General features: G+C 45.5%; 28 protein-coding genes and 1 tRNA gene. 16 read left to right on the top strand and 13 right to left on the bottom strand.

The features are described from left to right. Positions 1–87: 87 nt before the first annotated feature. The 5 genes from VX730_07025 to VX730_07045 all read left to right on the top strand — a co-directional run bounded on the left by VX730_07025 (position 88) and on the right by VX730_07045 (position 3,247). Positions 88–723: a hypothetical protein gene (locus VX730_07025; GenBank protein MEC9292135.1), complete on the top strand. Its 636-nt coding sequence runs from the start codon at positions 88–90 to the stop codon at positions 721–723. A 137-nt stretch (positions 724–860) separates the two neighbouring features. Further along, positions 861–1,448: a hypothetical protein gene (locus VX730_07030; protein MEC9292136.1), complete on the top strand. Its 588-nt coding sequence runs from the start codon at positions 861–863 to the stop codon at positions 1,446–1,448. A 96-nt stretch (positions 1,449–1,544) separates the two neighbouring features. Continuing rightward, on the top strand, positions 1,545–1,778 hold the full coding sequence (locus VX730_07035) for a hypothetical protein (GenBank protein ID MEC9292137.1): 234 nt from the start codon (positions 1,545–1,547) through the stop codon (positions 1,776–1,778). A 132-nt stretch (positions 1,779–1,910) separates the two neighbouring features. Then, positions 1,911–2,249, top strand: a complete 339-nt coding sequence (locus tag VX730_07040; protein ID MEC9292138.1) for a hypothetical protein — start codon at positions 1,911–1,913, stop codon at positions 2,247–2,249. 170 nt (positions 2,250–2,419) lie between these two features. Beyond that, on the top strand, positions 2,420–3,247 hold the full coding sequence (locus tag VX730_07045) for an H-type lectin domain-containing protein (GenBank protein MEC9292139.1): 828 nt from the start codon (positions 2,420–2,422) through the stop codon (positions 3,245–3,247). Between the two features lie 53 nt (positions 3,248–3,300). On the opposite strand, the gene VX730_07050 is transcribed toward VX730_07045, so the two are convergent. From VX730_07050 to VX730_07070, 5 genes are all read right to left on the bottom strand, one after another. Next, positions 3,301–3,789, bottom strand: coding sequence for an Hsp20/alpha crystallin family protein (locus VX730_07050; GenBank protein ID MEC9292140.1), 489 nt, complete (start codon positions 3,787–3,789; stop codon positions 3,301–3,303). Positions 3,790–3,938: 149 nt separating this feature from the next. Beyond that, positions 3,939–4,178 carry a hypothetical protein gene (locus VX730_07055; GenBank protein MEC9292141.1) on the bottom strand — a complete coding sequence of 80 codons (240 nt, stop codon included), beginning with the start codon at positions 4,176–4,178 and terminating at the stop codon, positions 3,939–3,941. Beyond that, positions 4,178–4,789 (bottom strand): hypothetical protein, encoded by a 612-nt coding sequence (locus VX730_07060; protein MEC9292142.1) that lies wholly within the window; start codon positions 4,787–4,789, stop codon positions 4,178–4,180. The genes VX730_07055 and VX730_07060 overlap by 1 nt, the downstream gene beginning before the upstream one ends. Further along, complete coding sequence (locus VX730_07065; GenBank protein MEC9292143.1) at positions 4,786–5,139, bottom strand: hypothetical protein; 354 nt, start codon at positions 5,137–5,139, stop codon at positions 4,786–4,788. Before VX730_07065 ends, VX730_07060 begins: the two co-directional genes overlap by 4 nt. A 267-nt stretch (positions 5,140–5,406) precedes the next feature. Beyond that, on the bottom strand, positions 5,407–5,847 hold the full coding sequence (locus VX730_07070) for a hypothetical protein (protein MEC9292144.1): 441 nt from the start codon (positions 5,845–5,847) through the stop codon (positions 5,407–5,409). A 206-nt stretch (positions 5,848–6,053) separates the two neighbouring features. On the opposite strand from VX730_07070, the gene VX730_07075 reads away from it, so the two are divergent. Then, a tRNA-Lys gene (locus tag VX730_07075) sits at positions 6,054–6,129 on the top strand. Positions 6,130–6,183: 54 nt separating this feature from the next. Here VX730_07075 and VX730_07080 read toward each other — a convergent pair. The 5 genes from VX730_07080 to VX730_07100 all read right to left on the bottom strand — a co-directional run bounded on the left by VX730_07080 (position 6,184) and on the right by VX730_07100 (position 10,750). Then, positions 6,184–6,438: a hypothetical protein gene (locus tag VX730_07080; protein MEC9292145.1), complete on the bottom strand. Its 255-nt coding sequence runs from the start codon at positions 6,436–6,438 to the stop codon at positions 6,184–6,186. A gap of 68 nt (positions 6,439–6,506) precedes the next feature. Continuing rightward, positions 6,507–6,809, bottom strand: coding sequence for a hypothetical protein (locus VX730_07085; GenBank protein MEC9292146.1), 303 nt, complete (start codon positions 6,807–6,809; stop codon positions 6,507–6,509). Positions 6,810–7,021: 212 nt separating this feature from the next. Further along, positions 7,022–8,356 carry a hypothetical protein gene (locus VX730_07090; GenBank protein MEC9292147.1) on the bottom strand — a complete coding sequence of 445 codons (1,335 nt, stop codon included), beginning with the start codon at positions 8,354–8,356 and terminating at the stop codon, positions 7,022–7,024. Beyond that, complete coding sequence (locus VX730_07095; protein MEC9292148.1) at positions 8,353–8,580, bottom strand: hypothetical protein; 228 nt, start codon at positions 8,578–8,580, stop codon at positions 8,353–8,355. Before VX730_07095 ends, VX730_07090 begins: the two co-directional genes overlap by 4 nt. Next, positions 8,567–10,750, bottom strand: a complete 2,184-nt coding sequence (locus tag VX730_07100) for a fused MFS/spermidine synthase (protein ID MEC9292149.1) — start codon at positions 10,748–10,750, stop codon at positions 8,567–8,569. The genes VX730_07095 and VX730_07100 overlap by 14 nt, the downstream gene beginning before the upstream one ends. A 166-nt stretch (positions 10,751–10,916) precedes the next feature. Between VX730_07100 and VX730_07105 the strand changes: the two genes are divergently transcribed. Both VX730_07105 and VX730_07110 read left to right on the top strand, forming a co-directional pair. Continuing rightward, a complete protein-coding gene (locus VX730_07105; GenBank protein ID MEC9292150.1) occupies positions 10,917–11,474 on the top strand; it encodes a hypothetical protein in 558 nt (185 codons plus the stop codon). A gap of 113 nt (positions 11,475–11,587) precedes the next feature. Continuing rightward, positions 11,588–11,821 carry a hypothetical protein gene (locus tag VX730_07110; GenBank protein ID MEC9292151.1) on the top strand — a complete coding sequence of 78 codons (234 nt, stop codon included), beginning with the start codon at positions 11,588–11,590 and terminating at the stop codon, positions 11,819–11,821. A gap of 49 nt (positions 11,822–11,870) precedes the next feature. Here VX730_07110 and VX730_07115 read toward each other — a convergent pair whose 3' ends face one another. After that, positions 11,871–12,599, bottom strand: coding sequence for a hypothetical protein (locus tag VX730_07115; GenBank protein MEC9292152.1), 729 nt, complete (start codon positions 12,597–12,599; stop codon positions 11,871–11,873). Between the two features lie 224 nt (positions 12,600–12,823). Here VX730_07115 and VX730_07120 point away from each other — a divergent pair, with 224 nt between their 5' ends. Further along, positions 12,824–13,186 carry a hypothetical protein gene (locus tag VX730_07120; GenBank protein ID MEC9292153.1) on the top strand — a complete coding sequence of 121 codons (363 nt, stop codon included), beginning with the start codon at positions 12,824–12,826 and terminating at the stop codon, positions 13,184–13,186. A 44-nt stretch (positions 13,187–13,230) separates the two neighbouring features. Here the strand turns inward: VX730_07120 and VX730_07125 are convergent, their stop codons facing one another. After that, positions 13,231–14,298, bottom strand: coding sequence for an aldo/keto reductase (locus VX730_07125; protein ID MEC9292154.1), 1,068 nt, complete (start codon positions 14,296–14,298; stop codon positions 13,231–13,233). A 181-nt stretch (positions 14,299–14,479) separates the two neighbouring features. Between VX730_07125 and VX730_07130 the strand changes: the two genes are divergently transcribed. Together VX730_07130 and VX730_07135 are read left to right on the top strand one after the other, a co-directional pair. Beyond that, a complete protein-coding gene (locus VX730_07130) occupies positions 14,480–15,067 on the top strand; it encodes a hypothetical protein (GenBank protein ID MEC9292155.1) in 588 nt (195 codons plus the stop codon). Positions 15,068–15,187: 120 nt separating this feature from the next. After that, positions 15,188–15,820, top strand: a complete 633-nt coding sequence (locus VX730_07135) for a hypothetical protein (protein ID MEC9292156.1) — start codon at positions 15,188–15,190, stop codon at positions 15,818–15,820. Positions 15,821–15,871: 51 nt separating this feature from the next. Here VX730_07135 and tgt read toward each other — a convergent pair whose 3' ends face one another. Further along, positions 15,872–16,984, bottom strand: a complete 1,113-nt coding sequence (gene tgt / locus VX730_07140) for a tRNA guanosine(34) transglycosylase Tgt (GenBank protein ID MEC9292157.1) — start codon at positions 16,982–16,984, stop codon at positions 15,872–15,874. A gap of 118 nt (positions 16,985–17,102) precedes the next feature. On the opposite strand from tgt, the gene VX730_07145 reads away from it, so the two are divergent. From VX730_07145 to VX730_07165, 5 genes are all read left to right on the top strand, one after another. Continuing rightward, positions 17,103–17,906, top strand: coding sequence for a BPL-N domain-containing protein (locus tag VX730_07145; GenBank protein ID MEC9292158.1), 804 nt, complete (start codon positions 17,103–17,105; stop codon positions 17,904–17,906). A 127-nt stretch (positions 17,907–18,033) separates the two neighbouring features. After that, positions 18,034–18,513, top strand: coding sequence for a hypothetical protein (locus VX730_07150; GenBank protein MEC9292159.1), 480 nt, complete (start codon positions 18,034–18,036; stop codon positions 18,511–18,513). Between the two features lie 217 nt (positions 18,514–18,730). Next, entirely contained in the window at positions 18,731–18,931 is a 201-nt protein-coding gene (locus VX730_07155) for a hypothetical protein (GenBank protein ID MEC9292160.1), read from the top strand. After that, positions 18,931–19,101 carry a hypothetical protein gene (locus VX730_07160; GenBank protein ID MEC9292161.1) on the top strand — a complete coding sequence of 57 codons (171 nt, stop codon included), beginning with the start codon at positions 18,931–18,933 and terminating at the stop codon, positions 19,099–19,101. Before VX730_07155 ends, VX730_07160 begins: the two co-directional genes overlap by 1 nt. Positions 19,102–19,116: 15 nt before the next feature. Continuing rightward, the gene (locus VX730_07165) at positions 19,117–19,806 is read left to right on the top strand and encodes a hypothetical protein (GenBank protein MEC9292162.1); all 690 of its coding nucleotides are present in this window, start codon (positions 19,117–19,119) and stop codon (positions 19,804–19,806) included. Positions 19,807–19,858: the final 52 nt, after the last annotated feature.

Genomic DNA, 19,858 nt, shown 5'->3' on the forward strand with positions numbered 1-19,858 from the left:
ACCTTAGAAGGGGCTTGTTTTTTTGCAGCTAACAATGTATACAGTTCAACACATTCTCTCTTTCTTCCCTTTTTTATGGAGTCCCTCATGGTCACACTCGGAGAACTTAGAAAACTAGGTTACGACCCTGAAGGGCGTAACATCAAATTCATCTCGGGCTTTCATAGCCCCGAGGAACAATTGCTGCTGCAAGAGTTTCTTGCCCTTAAACGTCACAACACACAGCTAGATGGCTGGACATGCCTTTCTGATGCGGGTTGTTATTCCCTTGTAATGACACATCCCACCTTCCAAGGCCAAGTGGCTAAGGTTTCTGCAAACTGCAATGACCCCGCCTTTTGGCACTACATGGAAGCTATTATTCTTCAAAATCAGCATAACCCCCATGTCCCTCAGGTCAGTGGGTATGTGCGTGTGAAGGATGGGTCTTTTCTTGTTCTGATGGAAAAGCTGAATGAGCTGGCTCAAAAGGATCATTCACGTATTCGGCCTCTGCAAGACATGACAGAAGGCAAGTACCCGCCTAAAAGCTATGTGCGCAAGCGCATCTCTGATGAAGAAGCTGAACGCTATGCCGCAAGACTTCCTGCGCCGCTGTTTGAGCTATGCATGCTCATTCGCGCCAATCCCAACCATTGGGGTTTTGATATCTCGCACATGAATGTTCTCAAACGTGGGGACGACCTTGTGCTCACAGATGTCTATGCAATCGACTACAGATAAACGAACGATAGAGACAGCCCCTACATGGGGCTGTTTTCTTTATTCACCCTATTGAAACGCATAAAAAACACCTTATATATATGTCATCGTGCCTGCATATGCAGGCTTATCTATTATGCTAACTTTTGGAGTCAACAATGACCCTGATGAAACCTGTCCCCATGTGGGCTGGAGACCCTCTCCTTCCCCACCCTGTAGAAAACTACTGGGGAAAACTCACCGAAGAGCTCATGGTGCTGGCCTTTAACATCTGTGAAGGCACTGAAGGCCTTGGCCCTCTCATTGACGAAGGCTCAATTGCCCACGTTTTTGAAGTGCCACGCCGTCCCGATCTGGTGGTGAAAATCACTCAGGAGTTTGATGACGGCTATGCCAAATGGCTCGAGCAGTTTGTGCTGATCAATCAGGACAATCCGCACGTGCCCAAGGTGGTGCTTCATATGCGTCTCAACAATGGCCAAAGTGTCACCATCATGGAAAGGCTCACCCCTTTTGATGATGCGGACCCAACCGTCCAAGTGACCCAACAGCGCAAGATGCTGCTCACCATCGCTGATGAACTTGGTGAAGGCAAAATGGATGCGGTTCTGGATCTAGATATGCCTGAAGGCATCTTTGAGATTCTGGATTTCCTCAGCCAGTTCAATACAGACTGGCTGACCATTGAAGAAAAGAACGCCATGTTCCGTGGCGAGACTCTTGTCTTCACGGACCCGATGATCTAACACGACAACGTAAAAGCCCCCTTCCACAGGGGGCTTTTGCATGCCCTTCGCACTCCTTTAAAAGGCCTTTACCCTATACACACAGAAAGGAGCCCCATGAGCAAAGCCCCCCTCACGCAAAAAGAGCGTCTCGCACGCATAGAAACCAGCATGCAAAGCATCAATAAACGCTTAGAGGAAGAACTGCCTCTACTCCGTGAAGATATTCGGCATATGCTCGCCTACCAAAACCGTCAACGCGGCGCCATGGCTGTTATTCTTACCGTTGGTGGCGCCTTTATGACCGTTGGTACCGTGGTTATGGGGACAGTGCTTAAAAAAGTGTTTTAAAACCCTTATATTGAAAATCGTCCTCACCATCCCCATAATCTAACTATCATTAGCTCTCGAGCTATCACCGCGCGTACCGCTTTTCTTACCCGATCTGGGTGCTTTGGTGCGCTTACCTTTGAGGAGAATCCCATGCGTAAGCATTTTGTATTTGCACTGTTTGTTGTCATTGCAGCCGTTTTTGCGGCCTTTCAATTTGTTATGCCGGCAGCATGGTGGGGGCCGACAGCTCTCGCAACCATGCTTTGTATGGTTGGCATCGCCATGCACTTCATCTTCCGATACAACGCAGAGAGTGAAGTTGGCCTGTTTCTTGTGCTTGCTGGCGGCTTTGGCGCCAGCACTGCAAGCTGGATCATGCCGGGTTTCATGACTTGCCAAGCCGTTTGGATGGGCATCTATATGACCATCGCTGTAATTTCGGCCTTCATGGCAGTGTATAAAAGTGGGCTGACACCACACTTTGCCTGATCATCGATAAGATTCCACCCTGTTTTTGCAGGGTGGTTTCTTTTTATTGTGACTTAAACACCCTCTAGGCTGTCATATTTTTGGACCTTAATTAATACTCATCTTCATAAGTGTACAAGAGGTGATAGTCTCTTGGTAAGGGCTATCTTACTAAATGAAGGGTATTGGGGATGACTATGTTCAAAAAAATTCATGTAAAAGTCGCATGTTTACTGGCTATTTCAGCAGTTATAGCGGCACCACTGGCAACAGCACAATCCAGAGGTGGCGAAAGTCTGTCTAGGCAAGTACAATCTCTTAAAACGATGCTTGATAGCTACCGCACCACTCAGGCAGCGCTGAATGCCACTCAAGATAATCAGATTAATGCTCTGACAACTCAAATTAATAGCATGAATAGCTGTGCAAATAATTCTATGGTTTATGCACCAAGCAACCCTGCAAGTGATGCAAATGGTTGTTTTCGCCCAAGTACTGGAAGTATTACGCAAGGACGTATTTCCCGTCCACTGGAATATACAAACTACAGCGGACGTGTCACATTTGATACACCTTTTTCCAGAAGACCTAGTATTACGTATAGCGTAACTAATTTCCACGCAGGTGGCCCATGTCGAGGTTATGATGTTCACCCAACTCTTACCATTACAAATATCACGCGTAGAGGCTTCGATTATACAATGCCTGGCGCCCGTGGTGGATGTAGTTGGCATTCAACATATGGAGCTCTCTGGTTTGCATCAGAAGATCCTGTTCAAGTTAGCGGGCCTCTTGTCTGCCCATCAACAACTCACTCTGGTGCCACATTCCCATCCAGAAGTGCAGGCACCACGCATAATGTTACCCTTTCTGGGGGATGTCCAAGTAGACCTGGACAAATTACACAAACAAACCAGCGTATTGTAACAGGTACATGTACAGCTGACTCTAGTGGAACAAGTGCAACATGGGGTAACTTTTCAAGTCGCCAAAATTGTACTTACCGTAATGAACGCTAAGATAAACTCAAAAAAACACCCCGCACATGCGGGGTGTTTTCCTTTTGGTTAATCTACTTACCAATGGCGATATGTTTCGGTTCTTTTTCTATCGTTTGTATTTTGGGTAAAGTGACTGTAAGGACGCCGCTTTCATAATCAGCTTTGATGTGTTCTTCGTCTACTATATCGCGGAAGTGGAAGCTACGTGTGAATGATCCATAAGATCTCTCCATACGATGCCAATTCTCGCCTTCTTCACATGTCTCTCTCGCTGACTTTTCACCAGAGATGGTCAGTAGGCCATCCTTATAGCTAACATCTATCTCGCTTTCCTCTACACCAGGAAGCTCAGCTGTCACTTGGTAAGTATTTGGACTTTCTTTCACGTCCATGACCACACTCATCATAGAGGCGGCTGCTGATGTTGCGGTAGTGGAGCGCGGCATTAAGCCTGCGAACATATTCTCCATCTGCCGTTCCATTCGAGCAAAGTCGTCCCAAAGTGGTGAGAGGCCTTTAGACGCATGTTTCGGTCTGTTTTTTTTCACAACAGCACTCATCGTCTTTCCCTCCATATTTACTTTGGCACTCTTATTATTCATGGGAGAGCGCTCCCCATATTTACCTATGTTTTCTGGGCACAAAAAAAGGCAGGAAATTCCTGCCTTTCTGACACTTTTCTGACCTGAACCAGATTGGGACTTTCACCCTAAAGCTGCGCTCTAAGCTGCTGCTTTCTGGCGCGAATCCCTTCTAAATATTCAGAAAGTGTGAGCGACGCCGCATCAGCCACGTCTTCTACGTCACGTCTCAGCTTTGTATCAAGCTCTAGAAGCTCTTTTAAAACCTCTTCACGTGCTTTACCCGCCTCGCGTACTGCACGCTCCTCAGAACTGATCTCAGATCGTGGTTTTGCGCTTACAGCGCCATTTTCAAGAATATGTCTCATTAGAATGTACTCCTTTCATGAATCACAGTACCTGCGGTTAGCTTGGTTGTGCCTGTGCCTTCTAGGTTATCGTCTGTACCCACTTCAAGGCTTGAAAGCGCTGCCCCAACATTTTTAAACACAGCATTTACTTCACTAATCGCAAGCCCCGCACTCACGTATGAAAAGTGCTGAATTTGTGCATTAATAAAACCATCTGCATTTTGTGATGGTGTTAGCGTAATACACATGTTCATACGGGCGCCTGTGTTGAGCGTAAAGTAAGACATGTAGCCACTGTTTGTATTGGTACGCTCAACAGCACTGCTTGAATTGTTATACCCTGTATTACTCTGTGAATAATAAGAGCCTGTTGTATCGTTAAAAGTAAGAGCCAGACGTTTGCTGGCATTGGCTGTTACACCATACATCCAAATGCGATGCACAGTGCCGCTTTCAAAGCCTGAAAAGGCAACGGCGTCTACATCTGATGAAATGGTTTGTGTTGAAACATGTTCCCACGCTCCACCTGCACTTGGCGGTACGGCTGCAGCGCTATTACTAAGCGTCACAGTATGAACTGGTTGGCTCTCTACTGTCACTGTGTTGGTTTCTGTAACGGTAATACTCATCGCGTCACCTCCGCATCCACTGTCATCGTACCGCGCAGCAGACGAATCACCACGCCTGCTGGGCTTTCTAACTCAAGGTCATATTTAAGCACTTGGCCAGCATTAAGAGCTGCTGTTTCAGCGGCTGTCATCTCAATATCAAACTGGCCAGAGGTTGGATTTGAGAAATCAATACCACTACCAACGCTAAGGTTAATGACTGGAGACACATCACTCACATTAACGCGTGCCTGCATGCGTGCGCTGTAGCCTGTAAGGTCAATGGCTGTTCCAGTATTATCGGTATAGGTGAGCGTCGTTTTAAACGTCGCGCCCTGCTCAATTAAAAAGTCATGCTGTGCTGCGCTCATGAGGGCTCCTTGTTTGTTGTGTTAGGAGTAGTATGAGGCAGTAGTGGCTTGGTGATAAGCAGCTCCTTTAATACTGCTTTATCGCACATAGCTTTGCATGTGCGTTTAGATGTTTTTCGCACAAGCTCAAAACGTATGTCTTGGGCTTCGCCCGCTCAAAACCCTCCACCTCGGGTTTTGGGTCGCTATCGCTCCCACTCGCATAGGCCAACGTTGTGCTATATGCAAAGAAAAACACACCCCGAAGGGTGTGCTTTAAAAAGTCGCTTATTTATTATGTACCGTAATATCGCCCATGCTTGTTTTTGTATTGCCAGAAACACTGCCCTGGACAGTAACATTACCCATGGATGTTTCGATATCACCGCCAACATCACCTTGCACCGTGACCTCACCTTGACTGGTGCCTACATTACCACCAATATGGCCGCGCACATCAACATCGCCTTGAGACGTATTCAGATTCCCCTGAACAGCGCCTGCAACATTTACATCACCTTGGGTGGCAACCACATCTCCATGCACGTCTCCTTGCACTTCAATCGTAACGCTTTCAATATCACCGAGGACTTCAGTCGCTTTACTGCCATCTTCATAGGTAATTTCAAGTTTGGCAATGCGTTTATCACTGCCGCTCACAACTTCACCATTTTTGCCAATCACAATGTTATTGCCAGAATAGGTTTTACCATTGATACGAATACTCATAAGACTCTCCTAGAGCTAAAAAAAGAAAAACAGATAAGAATTCCTCTCCTTTATACCTAAGCAGAAAACTGTATGCAACATGTTTGTATATTTAGAAATCTAGTAAATTTTTTCCTATAAAAATCATACCTCATACATTTTTTTTCATTTCAGGGGTTGACCAAATCTAAAAAAATACTTATACCAGTTCAGCAACAGCAAACGATGGGTCGTTAGCTCAGTTGGTAGAGCAGTAGACTTTTAATCTATTGGTCACAGGTTCAAGTCCTGTACGACCCACCATTAAAAAAGCTCCCAGATGGGAGCTTTTTTATATTCTTCGTTTACCAGCCTTGTTTACCAGCCTTTATTCTGGCTATCGTTATTACTCACTCCCCGTTTTTCATTGAACTCACTCAATGAAACAAACAAAGGGTAAAGCCCCTCACTTGGCGGCAGTAAATTATCATTTATACCGTAAGCCTTATGACCAAGGCGTTTTTGATCATACTCAAATTGGTGAAACATCTGCTTTGTGGTGTTCCCTAAAAAGATCTCACCTGTTTTACATTCAGGATGAGTAAAATGACGCTTACCCAGATACAAACTCATATGAATTGTCCTCTTAATCAGAAAAAGAAAAGAACCCCCTAGCAAGGGGGCTCTTCGGTTTAAAAGTATTACTCAGCCGGGATGGCCTCAAAAGCGGTACCGCCAAGAACAACACAGGTTACGCCAGGCTGGATTTCCAGAGTCCAGGTCCAAGTACCTGTCTCTGTGTTGGCCCAAACCATCGCAACACCGTTACCTTTCAGCCCTGCGGCGAAAGGAACTTCTTGGTATTTTTCAGCGCCCAGCCTTTCATGCACGATTTTAGTTTGATTACAGAACATCGGCAGCGCAGGCTGCTGTTGTGCAAAAGCAGAAGTCGCAGGAACAGACAGAGTCAGTGCAGCGGCGGCTACAAGCAGAAACTTCTTCATAGGGTTTCTCCTTCAAGAGAAAAAAAAGGGGGGGAAATATTCCAGCAAAAACAAGCCTAATGGCTTGAACAAAAGGAACAGAATTGTTTTGGATTCATAAAAGTCTGACACAGTCCCCATTGCTTACAAAGCATTTTTTTTGATTTTTTGCAAAAACATCAAAAAAGAAGCGGCTCAAATCATGAGCCGCCCCCCTTCTCTTTTCAAGCAAACTAAGCGTCTTGCAGGTCATCCCTTACCATGACCAATTCAACACCCCAGTGTGTGGCAAGATCCAGCACACTCTCGTAGGCGTCTCTTGGATGGAGGAACTTTTTGTTGAACATCATCACTGTACCGCGTTCTGGGTTAATTTTACTTACGTTGCAGGCAATGATGTCATACAGCTTAACAATATGATCCTCTGGATCGTTATAGAGGCATAGCTCAAAGTGTGGCAAGTGAGAGAACTCTGTCTTGTAATCGATAATCTTAGGTTCATCATCTGTCTCTTCCTGCACCTCAGTCTTCATGCTATCGCCTTCAGTTGACATGTTTTGAAGAAATTCATCACGACGTGCTTTAAGGGCTTCTTTATGTCGTTCCATTTCCTTTTGTGCAGACTCATCAAATGTTGGCACATGGTTGAAGTACACAAAGAGAACAGAAAACAGAATCACCAAAAGAAGAGCTGAAAGGTATTCCATACTCATAGATGGGTAATCTACATAACCAAACGCACCGCCAATGTACTGGAACGTAAATGTCAGCAGTGGAGAAATGGCTGTAATCGCAAGAAAGTTTTCAGACTTAATCACTTTTGTTGAAATAAACTCAAAGTAACGAATCGCCCCAAGGCCAAACAAACCGTAAAAGGCCGCAAAGATAAAGCTTGGTACATTTACAAACTGTTCAAACGTTGGCGCAAAGCCAAATGTGTTGATATCAAACATACTTTGAAGCGTTGAGATAATCGCAAGAAACACAATAAACGTGACAGACGTTGCTGTCATAATAAAGGCGGTTACACGCAAGCGCTGTGAGATACTTGTCGCCAAGTTATTTGTCTTATGTGTTTCACTAATGAGTGCCTGCATCGCTTGGAAAAAACTAAAGAAGAAAATAAGCGTGTAAACAGGAACACGAACCTCAGATGGGACAAAGTAAGCCACCCACACGAGTGTTCCAAACAGCCCAACAAAAGCAAGCATGCCCTTTTCCATACGAGCACGTTTCATAAACACAAAGCCAATAAGAGAGGAACATACAATACTAAAGCGGCCAAGCAGGCTCATATCTGCAGCACTGATATACGTCATGGCTGCCACAAAGCAAGCTGTACTCAGTAGAAACGTAACACCGTATGTCCACGTACTGAGAGACTGCATTGTCTCTTTTGCAAGCAGGCCAGGCCCGGCCACAACAAGCATTGAGAGAGAGGCAAAAAGCATCCCTTGCCCAACAAATAAAATTGGATGAATATCAAAGTTTCCAACAAACATCATCACTACGTTAAAGAACGCAACAATAAGGCTCCATGCAACGGCTGCTATATACCCTTCTCTCATAGGAAGCCTCCTCCCGCTGCATACTTACTAAAGGTCATAATAAAGATGGCATAAGTCATGATGACAGAGAGCACAACAAACATCATCGTGTAGTACACTTTCAACTGTTTCGCGTCTGATGTTCTTAGCTGCACAGGTTCACCCTTGCGACGCTTCGCAAGCTTCTCCAAAAAGAGCTTCTCCTGCACATTTACAGGAAGAGGCCTACGCTTATCCTCGTTCATCTTCTGACTTTTCACCATTCCTAATTCTTTCTTCTCGTTTCAGGGCTCTCAGTACTTTGAGCGCACTGTTCTTTTCATCCGTCCATAGAGGGGATGCCTCTACACGGTCAGTTTCAATATTACCCCAATTATAGTTTTCTTTCATAGACATAACGAGATTTTTATCAGCACTTACACCAAACCAGTTTGACGCATAAATCAGCTGATCTTCGTCTGTATCTAGGAAACGGTGCATCGGCTCTAGGCCAAGTTCGTAAGCTTGCTTAAACAACAGCGGTGAAAAATCAAAGTGTCTGTTACTTACGTTATAAAGCACAGCTCCACCTTCTTTAAGGTGGTCTGTATAAAGCTTCATGGCTTCCATTGTCAGCATATGAATCGGCACAGAGTCAGAGCTAAATGCGTCCAATAGAATGATGTCGTATTTCTTACCCGAGTTTTTGAGGTTTAAGCGACCATCACCCAGAATTATATTCACGTTGACGCCTAACTCTTCTGCTTGTTTAAGGTATGTAAACAGCCCTGTTTCATATGAAATTTTAACCACTGTTGGATCAATCTCGTAAATATCAAAGTCATGGCCTACATTTCCGTAAAAGTCAGCCATACCACCAGTACCAAGGCCAATCATAGCCACATCAAGTTTTGAGTATGTAGGGTCAAGAATTTCAAAAGCTGCATAAGCAGGTTTGTAATAAGACCACCCTGTTCTCTTATTATCAAGAGACTGAACACCATGTGTTGTTGATCCGTGAAGTAGATATCTTGCATTGGTATGTGGAAGGTCTAGGACACGGTAAAAGCCATAAAAGCTTCGGTCAGTATGTACGTAATTCAAGTTAAAGACACTTAGAGCCAAGCACACCATAATGCTTACTGGGAACAGGTAACGGTACCTAAAGAAGAGCAAGCTATACACAAGGAAGAGCGTTGCAATAATAAACGTAACACCTTGAAGGTTAAATACCCAAAAGGCTACCATTGCAAGTGTGACAAACGTTGCAACCATTGTAATTTGACGGTTTGTCACATTCTTATAAATAACAGGCATAGGCCCCACAAGCAGAGCAACTGCAAGGCTGAGCGGGTACTCCCACATCCAGTTAATAAAGAAAATTGGCGCAATAATCACATGGAAAATGCCACCAAAAACGCCACCAAAGGCAATTGCCAAGTAGTATGATTCTAAGTGGTGTTTCTCTGGTCGGGCATTGTACAGGATCACATGGACATAAAGTGCAATGAGGAAATAAATCAGCAAGTGAAGGATGATATTTTCAATCGTGGCATTGATTCTTAAAATCATCATAATAAAGACCAGAACAGTCAGTCCACGTACCATTTTTGAGAACTGTGTTAGATCCTTAACATGATAGCCTCCAAAGGCAATGATGTATGTCAGCAGGAAAACACCTAGCGGCAGAATCCAGAACATTGGGAAAGCTGCAATATCAGACGTAATATAAAACGTCACGCCATGCATCAGGCTAGATGGGATAAACGCAAGAAAAGCCCAGTACCCAAGTTGTTTAAACGTTGGATGATCCACTGCATTCATTTTTGTATTGAGCTCAATATCTGCCTTTTTCGTAAAGCCTGTCCAAGACAGTAAAATCATAAACCCAACGCCCCAAACGAGAGCGATCATACCCCATAGAGCCACTTGCTCTAAAGTTGTGTAATAAGGCTCTAAAAACAAAGGATATGCGAGCAGCCCAAGCAGGCTCCCTGCATTACTAAACGCATACAAGCTATAAGGCTCTTTATTTGGAAAATGAATTACTTCAAGTCTCTGAATCAGAGAGACCGTTGTTGAAAGAAACAGGAACGGTACGCCAACAACGCTAAGGCCGTAAATAACAGTACTGAGCCACGGCGCTGCCGTATTCACGTGCTCTACGGCACTCACATTAAGCGGGAGCGCAAATATACCGCAGAGAATAATCAGGCCAATCTGCCCCCATGCTGCCCATTTTAAAGGCACCGCTTTCCAAAGCCATGCATAAAAGTACCCTGCAAGTAACAGCGCTTGGAAAAGAAGAAGCAATGTATTCCACACCATAGATGACCCTCCAAGATAAGGAAGAAGAGGTTTTGCAATCATCGGCTGAAGTACGAATAAAAGAAGTCCACCCAAAAAGACTGTGAGTGAAGAAATTGTGTGAAACACGCGTATTTACCTTTTATTATTTTTATTCCCATAAAAAATAAGAGATTTTGAAGGTGCTGGCTAACTTTTTCTTAAAATAAAGGTTGATTAAATTCCCTTTAGGCCTAATATGCCAACAAAATTCATCTCTCTTTTCTTTTCTGCTGTCATATAGGAGTTCTACAGCATGAATAAAACATCCGTAACCTTGGTTTTGGAAGGCATCAAATATACACTGTTCCCAAGTGGAACAGTTGCGATTGAAGACGGCGAACCCACAGCATGGACCAAGATCAATGAAACAGACCGCTATCGCCTGATTGAAGCCGGCCTGATGCGGGCACAAAGCCCCAAGCGCATTCCCGCAGATTACCGCCTACTGATTTACCAAACTCTGGAAGATCATCAGCAGGCTGATGTCTACGCACGGCTTTACCAGACGCTCTCCAAAGGACAGAAAAAGCACGTCCGTGCACGTGTCACAATCCGAGGCACACGTTACCGCCTACATGATGACGCCAGCGTCACCATTAACGGCAAGGACAACATCCCTTGGCTGCTCATGGAGGGTTCGCACCGCCATGCACTGGTTTACGAGTGCATCACGCGGGCTTACTATAAAGAGCATCCCCATAGCCGTAACGCTCCATTTCTTTCTGATGAACTGGCGGGCTATATCGAAAATGCTGTGAAAGACCCTGACCAATACAAAGTATTTGAACAGGTTTGCGGCTCTTTTGAGTAAATCGATGTTAAAAGAAGCCCCCAAGTTGGGGCTTCTTTTTTATTTGCAGCAACCGCTCTTCGTGTTAAAGGTAAGTCATCTTCATCTGTGTCCCTGTTTAACGGAGTTTCCCTATGGCACACTCTCCTAAAATTACCTTCACATTCTCCGACAGCAAAAAGATTATCAAAGCTGCCGAGCATCTGGATGATGTGATTCAGGCGTTCAATAAATATGAACGTGCTGGCTACCCCAACCCTTTCACCATTGCCACCAAAGTTGACGACGAAGAGATCACGTTCCTGTTTTTCAAAAAGACATGGCACACATTCCCCGAGATGACCGTTGGCATTCTTGCAAAGGATTAATCGACACAAAAAAGCCTCTGTTTTTACAGAGGCTTTTTGCATATTAACTTTAATGTGTTTTTGTCACTTCTGGCCTAACTGGAGGCCTGCTCCTTACGCTTAAATTAGGGATATTTGCAATTTCACCTGTCCATAGTCCTTGATAAATAGCGCCCTTAACATTTGTTAAATTAGTATTTCTATCCATAGTCACCGTCCCGCCATCTCCCACAGGAACCCAAGTATCGTCGACACGAATGTAAGACTCAATTGTTACATTTACTGTATTACCAGAGCTCCATTCTTTATCTACATCCCGCCTAAATTGAAACGTATGTGTTCTGGTCTTCAAAACCGCGCTTGAAATCGTATCAATATTTAAAACTTGGAAAATATCTGCTGGTATATGCTTTGGGGTATACGACTGAGGCTCTTGATAAGAGATATTATAGTGTCGATCTGTATCAATAATCTCAGAATTTGGAATAACTTCCAGTACACCTGCAGAAGATACAGACATACAGTTGCCTTCACTATTAGGGGCTCGTGTTGGTGAATAAATCATGCCGCGGTCTGCACAGTTATTAAAAGCATCCACTTCTGTACGAAGTGTTGTTACGTTGCTTTCAATTGCCGCCACGCGTGTTCCCATGACTGCTGAGTAACTTTCCAGCGCTGTTTTAAGTGCAACAACTTGACGAGACAAACCTTCTGAGCCAACACCTTGCCCCCAGCTAGATGCTGTGGATACCATAAGAAACGCCGCAGCAAGAGAGAGTGCTTTTGTATTAAAAATCATATTATATCAACCCCGTGCATATACTATTTAGATCATATATAACCCTAACAACTTATAGAAACTATCTCAAACTTTTCGTGACACTAACCAATTATTTTTTAATCCTTATGATAAAGAAGAGACAACGCCACCTATTGAAACTCCAAAAACCCTTCCCATACTTTATTTACTACCCCTTGTAAAAAGGATCATCTCTCTGTCAATTCTATCCCATGGAGGTTCCCATGAAATTCGCAGTTATTGCCGCGCTGGCCATTGCCGCAGCCCCCCTGAGCGTTGCAGCTCAAGAACCGGTCATCATCCCTGGTGGTGAATATATGATCGCCTATCACAACGGCCAAGGTGTTGTTTGCCCCAAAGGGGAAGAATGCACCTTCTGGAAGGACACCGACATGACCCACATGGTCAATGTTGTTGGCTACATTGCCAGCGCCACGGTGAAAAACTTTGGCGCCACACAGCGCGCCAAAGGTGATGACGTGCCAACCCGTGCCCAGTTTGAAAAACTGCTGACGGACAGCCGCTGGCCCGCCCACTTCAAAGCCCTGTATGAGGCCGCAAAGAAACTAGAGCGCAGCAGCGCCTAATCACTCGAAACAAAGCCCCGCAAAATGCGGGGCTTTGGCTTTTCTTAGAATGGTACTGGGTAGTCTTGGTAGACCTTATGAATGTCTTTCAGACACTCTTCACTCAGTTCCACATCCACAGCAGCAATATTGCTCTTCAGCTGTTCCATGTTTGTGGCACCAATAATGGTACTCGTCATCCATGGCTCACGAATTGTAAAGGCAATCGCCATCTGACATACATCTAGGCCATGTTTTTCAGCCACGCCCATGTAGGCACGTACAGCCTTATCTGTGTTCAGTGCAAGGCGTGTATGGAAACGATCTTCCTGTCCGCTCATGACTTCTGGTGAAAAACGTGCGCCTTTTGGAAACTTGCCATCTAGGTACTTTCCGCTCAGTACACCCATTTGTAGCGGAGACCATGGCAGGTAAGCGACCTCTTCCAGCGCACAAGCTTCTGCAACATCATGCTCATCACGTCGACGCAGAAGGTTATATTCATTCTGAATACTCACAATACGTGGTAGCCCGTGTTTTTCAGCAAGTTCAGCAAACTGTGTAATACCCCAAGCAGAGTCATCAGACAGGCCAATATGGCGAATTTTACCTGCATCCACTTGTGCTTTAAGCGCTTCAAGTATCTCGAGCTTGTTTTCAATAATTTTCGCGCGTGCCTCTTTACCCATAGCAGGTTTAAAGTCCCACCAGTTGGCAAAGTGATAGTTCGAGCGGTTTGTTGGCCAGTGCAGTTGATACACATCAATATAATCTGTTTTCAGGCGCTTTAGGCTTTCATCTACAGCGACTTCAATGTTGGCTTTATTAATCACAGGAGCCTCTTCACCACGGGCCCAAGGTACTGGTGAAAACTTAGTGGCAAGAACCACATCAGAGCGCTTACCACGGCTCTCAAACCAGTTTCCGATGACGGTTTCTGTTGTCCCGTAAGTTTCTGGAGATGGTGGAATGGCGTACATTTCAGCTGTATCCCAAAAGTTTACGCCCTGCTCAAGTGCGTAATCCATTTGACGGGAGCCTTCGTCTTGTGTGTTTTGCTTGCCCCAAGTCATTGTCCCAAGGCAGATACGGCTCACCTGCACATCAGATGAACCCAATTTTGCGTATTTCATTAAAAGAAATGCCCTATTTGTTTTGTGGATTTTCAGAAAGGTTAACATAGGACTTTCCAAACCTAAAGTTCAAAATTATCGAACCTAAAATTTTCTCTTGATCTTTATATCCCTCTCTTCTATACCGCATTTATACCTACTCTCTCGTTCTGTTTAGAGGCATCCACCCGGATGAATACTCATGATCTACATCCCTCGCTTCCCTTTTGTGGCACGTGGAATTAAATTTGATATTTGCCATGGCTTTGAAGGTGAGCATAAGCAAAACTTACTACAGGGTTTTCATGCTTTTACAGCAGATCCAAGACCACTCCTCTTTCATCAACTTGTACGTGATGCAACAGCAGTTGGGTCAGGCTCATATGCACGCGTATTTGAAAATCCGCTCTTCCCTAATCAGGTTTTTAAACTCACCAACAAACAAGACAAAGGCTACCAACGCTGGATGGAAGACTTTGTGCTTAAGCGGCAAAACAACCGCTTTGTCCCTCAGGTTAATAGCTATGCCCGCACCAATACGGGGCGTATTCTTTGCATGATGGAAAAATTGACGCCAAGCTATGAAGTACCAGATGGCTTTCGCTATAATGAAAACCAGAAAGGTGCTGGCTTACATCTAGATTTTGCACCGCATGATGAACTCCCCGATGAGCTGCGTCAGATTAAAGCTTTTCTGTATGACTTCCTCTATAATGACTCCATTGATATTCGCGTGCCCAATGTGATGCGTCGCGGAGAGCAAGTTGTCATTACGGACCCTCTCTTCTAAAAACGAAAAAAGCCCCCATCTCGGGGGCTTTTTATCTATTCATGACTTGTAATATCAAAACTCCACCCCCATATATTAAGTACGTACCAACCTTCCTTCACTTTCTTGGAGATCAGACTTATGATTCCCGTTCCCTTTCGCATTTCCGCGTTTCCCTTCTTTGCTCTGCGTGAAAAAGCCTGCTTTACGCATGGATTCACAGAGCTGAAAGAACAGGAAATTCTCGGCGCTTATACAAGCTTTACCCCCTCTGAGATGCAGGAACACTTTGGCGATGAGCTGACCAGCTTGAATCACCACCCGTTCCAAGAGCTTTACCGCATCAACAGCGCAGACGGCCTCACGCTGCGTACCACCCAACACGACAGCGACGATGCCGCCTTCGTCGAATGGATGGAAGGTTTTGTTTTGAAGAATCAAGACAACCCCTACGTCCCCAAAGTGCGTAGCTATGCGCGGTTCAACACTGGAAGAACCATCACCATCATGGAAGATCTCAGCCTCCTGCCCCATGAAAGGGGCATTAATACCGAGGTTCAAAATCTCAGCTGTTTTCTGTTGAGTTGTTTCTCTGACGAAAAACACCTCGTACGCGAGGCCCTTCGCGAAGGCTACGATGAGAAAACCTTGCTCGCAGCTCTGATCTTTATCAAGAAATACTCAGGGCACAACTCAAACCGCTATTCCCTTGGCATACAATCCTGCCTCGATCGGCAAGGCCAATTTGTGTTCTTGGACCCGCTTGTCGCCTAAGCTATCAATCGAAAAAGCCCCCATCTCGGGGGCTTTTTTTTATATCTTATGCTACTTCACTTTCTTCAGAAGCTCTTCTGCCACTTCATCCAAGTTACCATCTTCAATGGCTTTACGCAGTGTCTTCATCAGGTTTTGGTAGTAAGCAATATTGTGCCATGTCATCAGCGTGTTAAAGAAAGCTTCTTTAGAACGCATCATATGGCGCAGGTATGCCTTCGTGTAGTTCTTACATGTGTAGCAATCACATTCTGGATCAAGCGGGCTATCATCTAGCTCGTACTTCTCATGCTTCACCTTAATCACACCTTCACTTGTAAAGGCTTGGCCATTACGCGCATTACGTGTTGGCAGTACGCAGTCAAACATATCAATACCCATCTGCACACTGCGGATAATATCACTTGGATACCCAACTCCCATCATGTAGCGTGGTTTTTCAGGCTTCATAAAGTCTACTGTGTGATTTACCATTTCATCGTAAGTATCTTTCGAACCTGTTTCGTCAAACAACCATCCACCAAACGCGTAACCTTCAAAGTCAATCTCGTTGAGTTGCTCTACACTCATTTGGCGAAGGTCTTTATAATGCGCCCCTTGGATAATACCAAACTGTCCGTAGCCTTCACGCTTTACAAATGCATCACGTGAGCGCTTCGCCCAGCGTGTTGTCATCTCTAGGCTATCTTTTGCTTCTGTATAGCTCATACCCATGTGGCCACACTCATCAAGTACCATAGAAATTGTACTATCTAGCTTATACTGAATCTCAGTTGCCAATTCTGGCGTAAGGAACATATCCGAGCCATCAATGTGAGACTTGAACGTAACGCCCTCTTCTGTGAGTTTACGGATACCGTTAAGGCTATACACTTGGAACCCACCTGAGTCTGTTAGGATTGGCCCCGGCCAGTTCATAAACTTATGGAGTCCACCAAGCTTCTGCACAGTATCAGGCCCAGGACGCAGCCACATGTGGTACGTGTTGGCAAGAATCATATCTGATCCTAGCTCTTTCACGTCCTCAGGGCGCATCGCTTTCACGCTTCCCGCCGTACCAACAGGCATAAAGGCAGGTGTTTCAATTGTTCCATGTGCAGTATGAATACGACCACGCCTTGCGCGGCCATCTTTACTTAGAAGCTCGTACTTAAATTCAGTCATGGAAGGTGGTATACCATGAAGCTTCATTCCTTGCCAAGCTCTTCTTTTTCCAATATCCTCCCCACACAACATACCCGCCTTTTAGCGTGTCCTTTTAAATGAGAGATAAGGCAAAACTATGTCGACCTCAGAAACTGAAATTCTCCCTGTAGAGAAGTTCAAACACTTTTTAGACACCACCCTCACCATTGGTATATATGGTGATGTTGGCGTGACCTCTCACACCTATAACAGTGCCCTTTACGGCCTGATGCAGGTACTTGGTACAGGCGTGACATATAAACTGCTGAAAGCGCCTGAGGTGATCTCTGGTACATGGCGTGAAGACGTAGACATCTTTGTTATGCCCGGCGGTGCAACCACTCCAATGCATGAGAAGCTCACAGAAGTTGGCTGCGCCCAAATTCGCGAATACGTGAATGACGGCGGTAGATACATTGGTTTTTGTGCTGGGGCTTACTTTGGCGCAGCATTTGTTGAGTTTGCCAAAGGCGATCCTGACCTTGAGCGTATCACTGAGCGTGAGCTTGGCTTCTACCCTGGTACGGCCATTGGCCCTGTGTTTGCTGGCTTTAAATACCATGAGCTCAAAAAGAGCCTTGCGGTACGTCTCAACTTCCCTGAGCAGAAGTACAACACGCATTTCTCTTACTTCAACGGTGGCTGCTACTTCCAGGATGCTGCAAAATATGACAACACCAAAGTCATTAGCACATATCCTGAAAAGCAAGATAAAGCCGCCATCATTATGTGTACAGCAGGAGACGGTAAAGCCCTTCTCTGTGGTCCGCATATTGAGTACGTGCCAGAATTGCTTCCGCCTGAAGTACCTGCAGATGTCATTCAAAAGCTGCTGAGTACCAAAGAGCAAAAACAAAACGCTCTCCAACTCATGATTGAAGAGCTGTTAAGCGAAAATTAAAAAGCCCCCGAAATGGGGGCTTTTTGCCCTTGAATTTCTTATAAAGAATCACCATATATCAACCACTGAATCAACCTGCGCACCTTTTATCACCACCTTTTGGTGCGCCCTTTCTATGGAGACATCTATGTCGAGAACAATTGTTGAAGGCTTCCACAAAGGCAGCGCTCATGAGCTTGCAACTCTGCTGATGGAGCGGACCATTGAAGAGATTCATGTTCCTGCCAAAGGCAACGTGGATTTCATTGCCTTCAAGCTGGACGGCAATGACAAACTCACCATCCTGCAGCTGGCCAACAGCCTGAGTGCAGGCAATGATGGTGAGATCAAACTGATCTGCACCAACTGGCACATTGGCCGTCCTGGCGACTTCACCAAGTCACCTGTGGTGCGTGTGGAAGAAGAGGTTCGCCTCTCCGCCATCCACTACAAAATTTGGTGCGGCAATCACGTACCGATCGAGATTACCATTTTCTCGAGCAGTGAAGAAACGGTTCTGCTGCGCGACGCAGGCCTGGTCAAAGAATTTGACAACTGGGACGCTGAAACGCTGAAGCTGAAGCACAACTTCATCACCGACACCATGCGCCACGAACAGGCCGCATAACACTGCAAAACGAGTAACTAAGCCCCTACGGGGGCTTTTTTACATCGTCAGGTTCTGCTTTCGCTCTTTTATTTTGTAAATATAAAATTTACACTTAGGTGCTTCCCCATGTATGACTTCCCTCCCTAATAGGCCAACACCTATTGTATTCCCTACAGACCATCCCCATAACTTAAGGTACAACAACTCTTTCTGACCATTTTTGGAGGGCTTACCTATGCGTAACCTTATGAATACCACTGCCATCATTGGCACCGCCTGTCACTTGGCTTTGGGAGCTGATGCTTTGGTTCCCCAGTACGAACCATTTCGGCAAGGCAGCTTTATGATGCTTGGCGACAACATTGTGGCGCTGGCCAGTGACCACCTGAGTACTCAGGAGGTTTACACCCCTGCCAACCTGAATGAAGCTGCATAATGAAAGCAGCCCTCACCACGGCAGAGCGCAATGCGCTCATGCCGTTCTCAACCATCTATGTGCATAAGCGCGGCAGTGTTGCCGTGCTGAACGCACACACCGCTATGGCAAACGGCACAAAGCTGTTCTGCCTGTTTTACCCTGTTAAACCTGCGGCAAACCAGCCGTAACCTTTGGAGACACACATGTCCAATATCACCATTGATCGCACTCAAATTCGTGAAGCTCTGTGGGGCAGCTCGTTTCAAGAGGTGCGCGTCAGTCCCAAGGCTATCGCCTTCATAGACACCTATGACAACATCAATCACATCTTCGAACCGCAAAACGCGGTCATCGTTGAAGTGGTCAATGGCGGTTCGCCATGCTGGCAGTACGTGAATGGCATCCAGCCCAAAGACATACAACATGCAGAACCCTTTGGCTGGTTTGAGGTGGAAACCACCCTTGAAGACTCTGTTGAGCTTCCCTTTCTGGGCGGCAAGATTGTCACCATCAGGGTTGTTGATGCCGATCTCATGGGTGGTATTCTGCCGATTGAGATCAAACTCTACGCCCGTGACAAGGACGCAGAGGTCAGCCTCACACGCGCTTTCCGTGATGATGAAGATATGCTTCTTACCATGTGCCAACCTGTCAGGTACATGCAAGTGAGCATGCCAGTGAAGATCGGCAGCGAAGCCCTGAGCATCAGTGATCTCGTGGAAAAGAACAACGCTTTTGCCGAGTCTCTGGAAGAAGAGGACGACCAGCCTGAAATTGGCCAAGGCATGAGCCTTGGTGATTTGCTGACCAAGCATTTGACAGACAAAAGCCAAGAAGGCATCCAACAGGACCCAAACGCCCTGTGGTTAGAACCAGACTGGCGCATCGATTAAAAAACATAGAAAAGTCCCCTCCGGGGGGCTTTTCTTTTTTGCTTCACAAGCC

It is taken from the genome of Pseudomonadota bacterium (assembly GCA_036141575.1).
Taxonomy (GTDB): Bacteria; Pseudomonadota; Alphaproteobacteria; order UBA2136; family JAPKEQ01; genus JAPKEQ01.

Coding starts and splice junctions, on each gene's coding strand:
- VX730_07050 (MEC9292140.1), bottom strand. CDS start 3,789: ATGAGTGCTGTTGTGAAAAAAAACAGACCGAAACATGCGTCTAAAGGC.
- VX730_07155 (MEC9292160.1), top strand. CDS start 18,731: ATGCGTAACCTTATGAATACCACTGCCATCATTGGCACCGCCTGTCAC.
- VX730_07025 (MEC9292135.1), top strand. CDS start 88: ATGGTCACACTCGGAGAACTTAGAAAACTAGGTTACGACCCTGAAGGG.
- VX730_07110 (MEC9292151.1), top strand. CDS start 11,588: ATGGCACACTCTCCTAAAATTACCTTCACATTCTCCGACAGCAAAAAG.
- VX730_07125 (MEC9292154.1), bottom strand. CDS start 14,298: ATGAAATACGCAAAATTGGGTTCATCTGATGTGCAGGTGAGCCGTATC.
- VX730_07090 (MEC9292147.1), bottom strand. CDS start 8,356: ATGAGAGAAGGGTATATAGCAGCCGTTGCATGGAGCCTTATTGTTGCG.
- VX730_07045 (MEC9292139.1), top strand. CDS start 2,420: ATGACTATGTTCAAAAAAATTCATGTAAAAGTCGCATGTTTACTGGCT.
- tgt (MEC9292157.1), bottom strand. CDS start 16,984: ATGACTGAATTTAAGTACGAGCTTCTAAGTAAAGATGGCCGCGCAAGG.
- VX730_07065 (MEC9292143.1), bottom strand. CDS start 5,139: ATGAGCGCAGCACAGCATGACTTTTTAATTGAGCAGGGCGCGACGTTT.
- VX730_07030 (MEC9292136.1), top strand. CDS start 861: ATGACCCTGATGAAACCTGTCCCCATGTGGGCTGGAGACCCTCTCCTT.
- VX730_07080 (MEC9292145.1), bottom strand. CDS start 6,438: ATGAGTTTGTATCTGGGTAAGCGTCATTTTACTCATCCTGAATGTAAA.
- VX730_07165 (MEC9292162.1), top strand. CDS start 19,117: ATGTCCAATATCACCATTGATCGCACTCAAATTCGTGAAGCTCTGTGG.
- VX730_07070 (MEC9292144.1), bottom strand. CDS start 5,847: ATGAGTATTCGTATCAATGGTAAAACCTATTCTGGCAATAACATTGTG.
- VX730_07115 (MEC9292152.1), bottom strand. CDS start 12,599: ATGATTTTTAATACAAAAGCACTCTCTCTTGCTGCGGCGTTTCTTATG.
- VX730_07055 (MEC9292141.1), bottom strand. CDS start 4,178: ATGAGACATATTCTTGAAAATGGCGCTGTAAGCGCAAAACCACGATCT.
- VX730_07160 (MEC9292161.1), top strand. CDS start 18,931: ATGAAAGCAGCCCTCACCACGGCAGAGCGCAATGCGCTCATGCCGTTC.
- VX730_07095 (MEC9292148.1), bottom strand. CDS start 8,580: ATGAACGAGGATAAGCGTAGGCCTCTTCCTGTAAATGTGCAGGAGAAG.
- VX730_07035 (MEC9292137.1), top strand. CDS start 1,545: ATGAGCAAAGCCCCCCTCACGCAAAAAGAGCGTCTCGCACGCATAGAA.
- VX730_07105 (MEC9292150.1), top strand. CDS start 10,917: ATGAATAAAACATCCGTAACCTTGGTTTTGGAAGGCATCAAATATACA.
- VX730_07150 (MEC9292159.1), top strand. CDS start 18,034: ATGTCGAGAACAATTGTTGAAGGCTTCCACAAAGGCAGCGCTCATGAG.
- VX730_07040 (MEC9292138.1), top strand. CDS start 1,911: ATGCGTAAGCATTTTGTATTTGCACTGTTTGTTGTCATTGCAGCCGTT.
- VX730_07135 (MEC9292156.1), top strand. CDS start 15,188: ATGATTCCCGTTCCCTTTCGCATTTCCGCGTTTCCCTTCTTTGCTCTG.
- VX730_07130 (MEC9292155.1), top strand. CDS start 14,480: ATGATCTACATCCCTCGCTTCCCTTTTGTGGCACGTGGAATTAAATTT.
- VX730_07085 (MEC9292146.1), bottom strand. CDS start 6,809: ATGAAGAAGTTTCTGCTTGTAGCCGCCGCTGCACTGACTCTGTCTGTT.
- VX730_07145 (MEC9292158.1), top strand. CDS start 17,103: ATGTCGACCTCAGAAACTGAAATTCTCCCTGTAGAGAAGTTCAAACAC.
- VX730_07120 (MEC9292153.1), top strand. CDS start 12,824: ATGAAATTCGCAGTTATTGCCGCGCTGGCCATTGCCGCAGCCCCCCTG.
- VX730_07060 (MEC9292142.1), bottom strand. CDS start 4,789: ATGAGTATTACCGTTACAGAAACCAACACAGTGACAGTAGAGAGCCAA.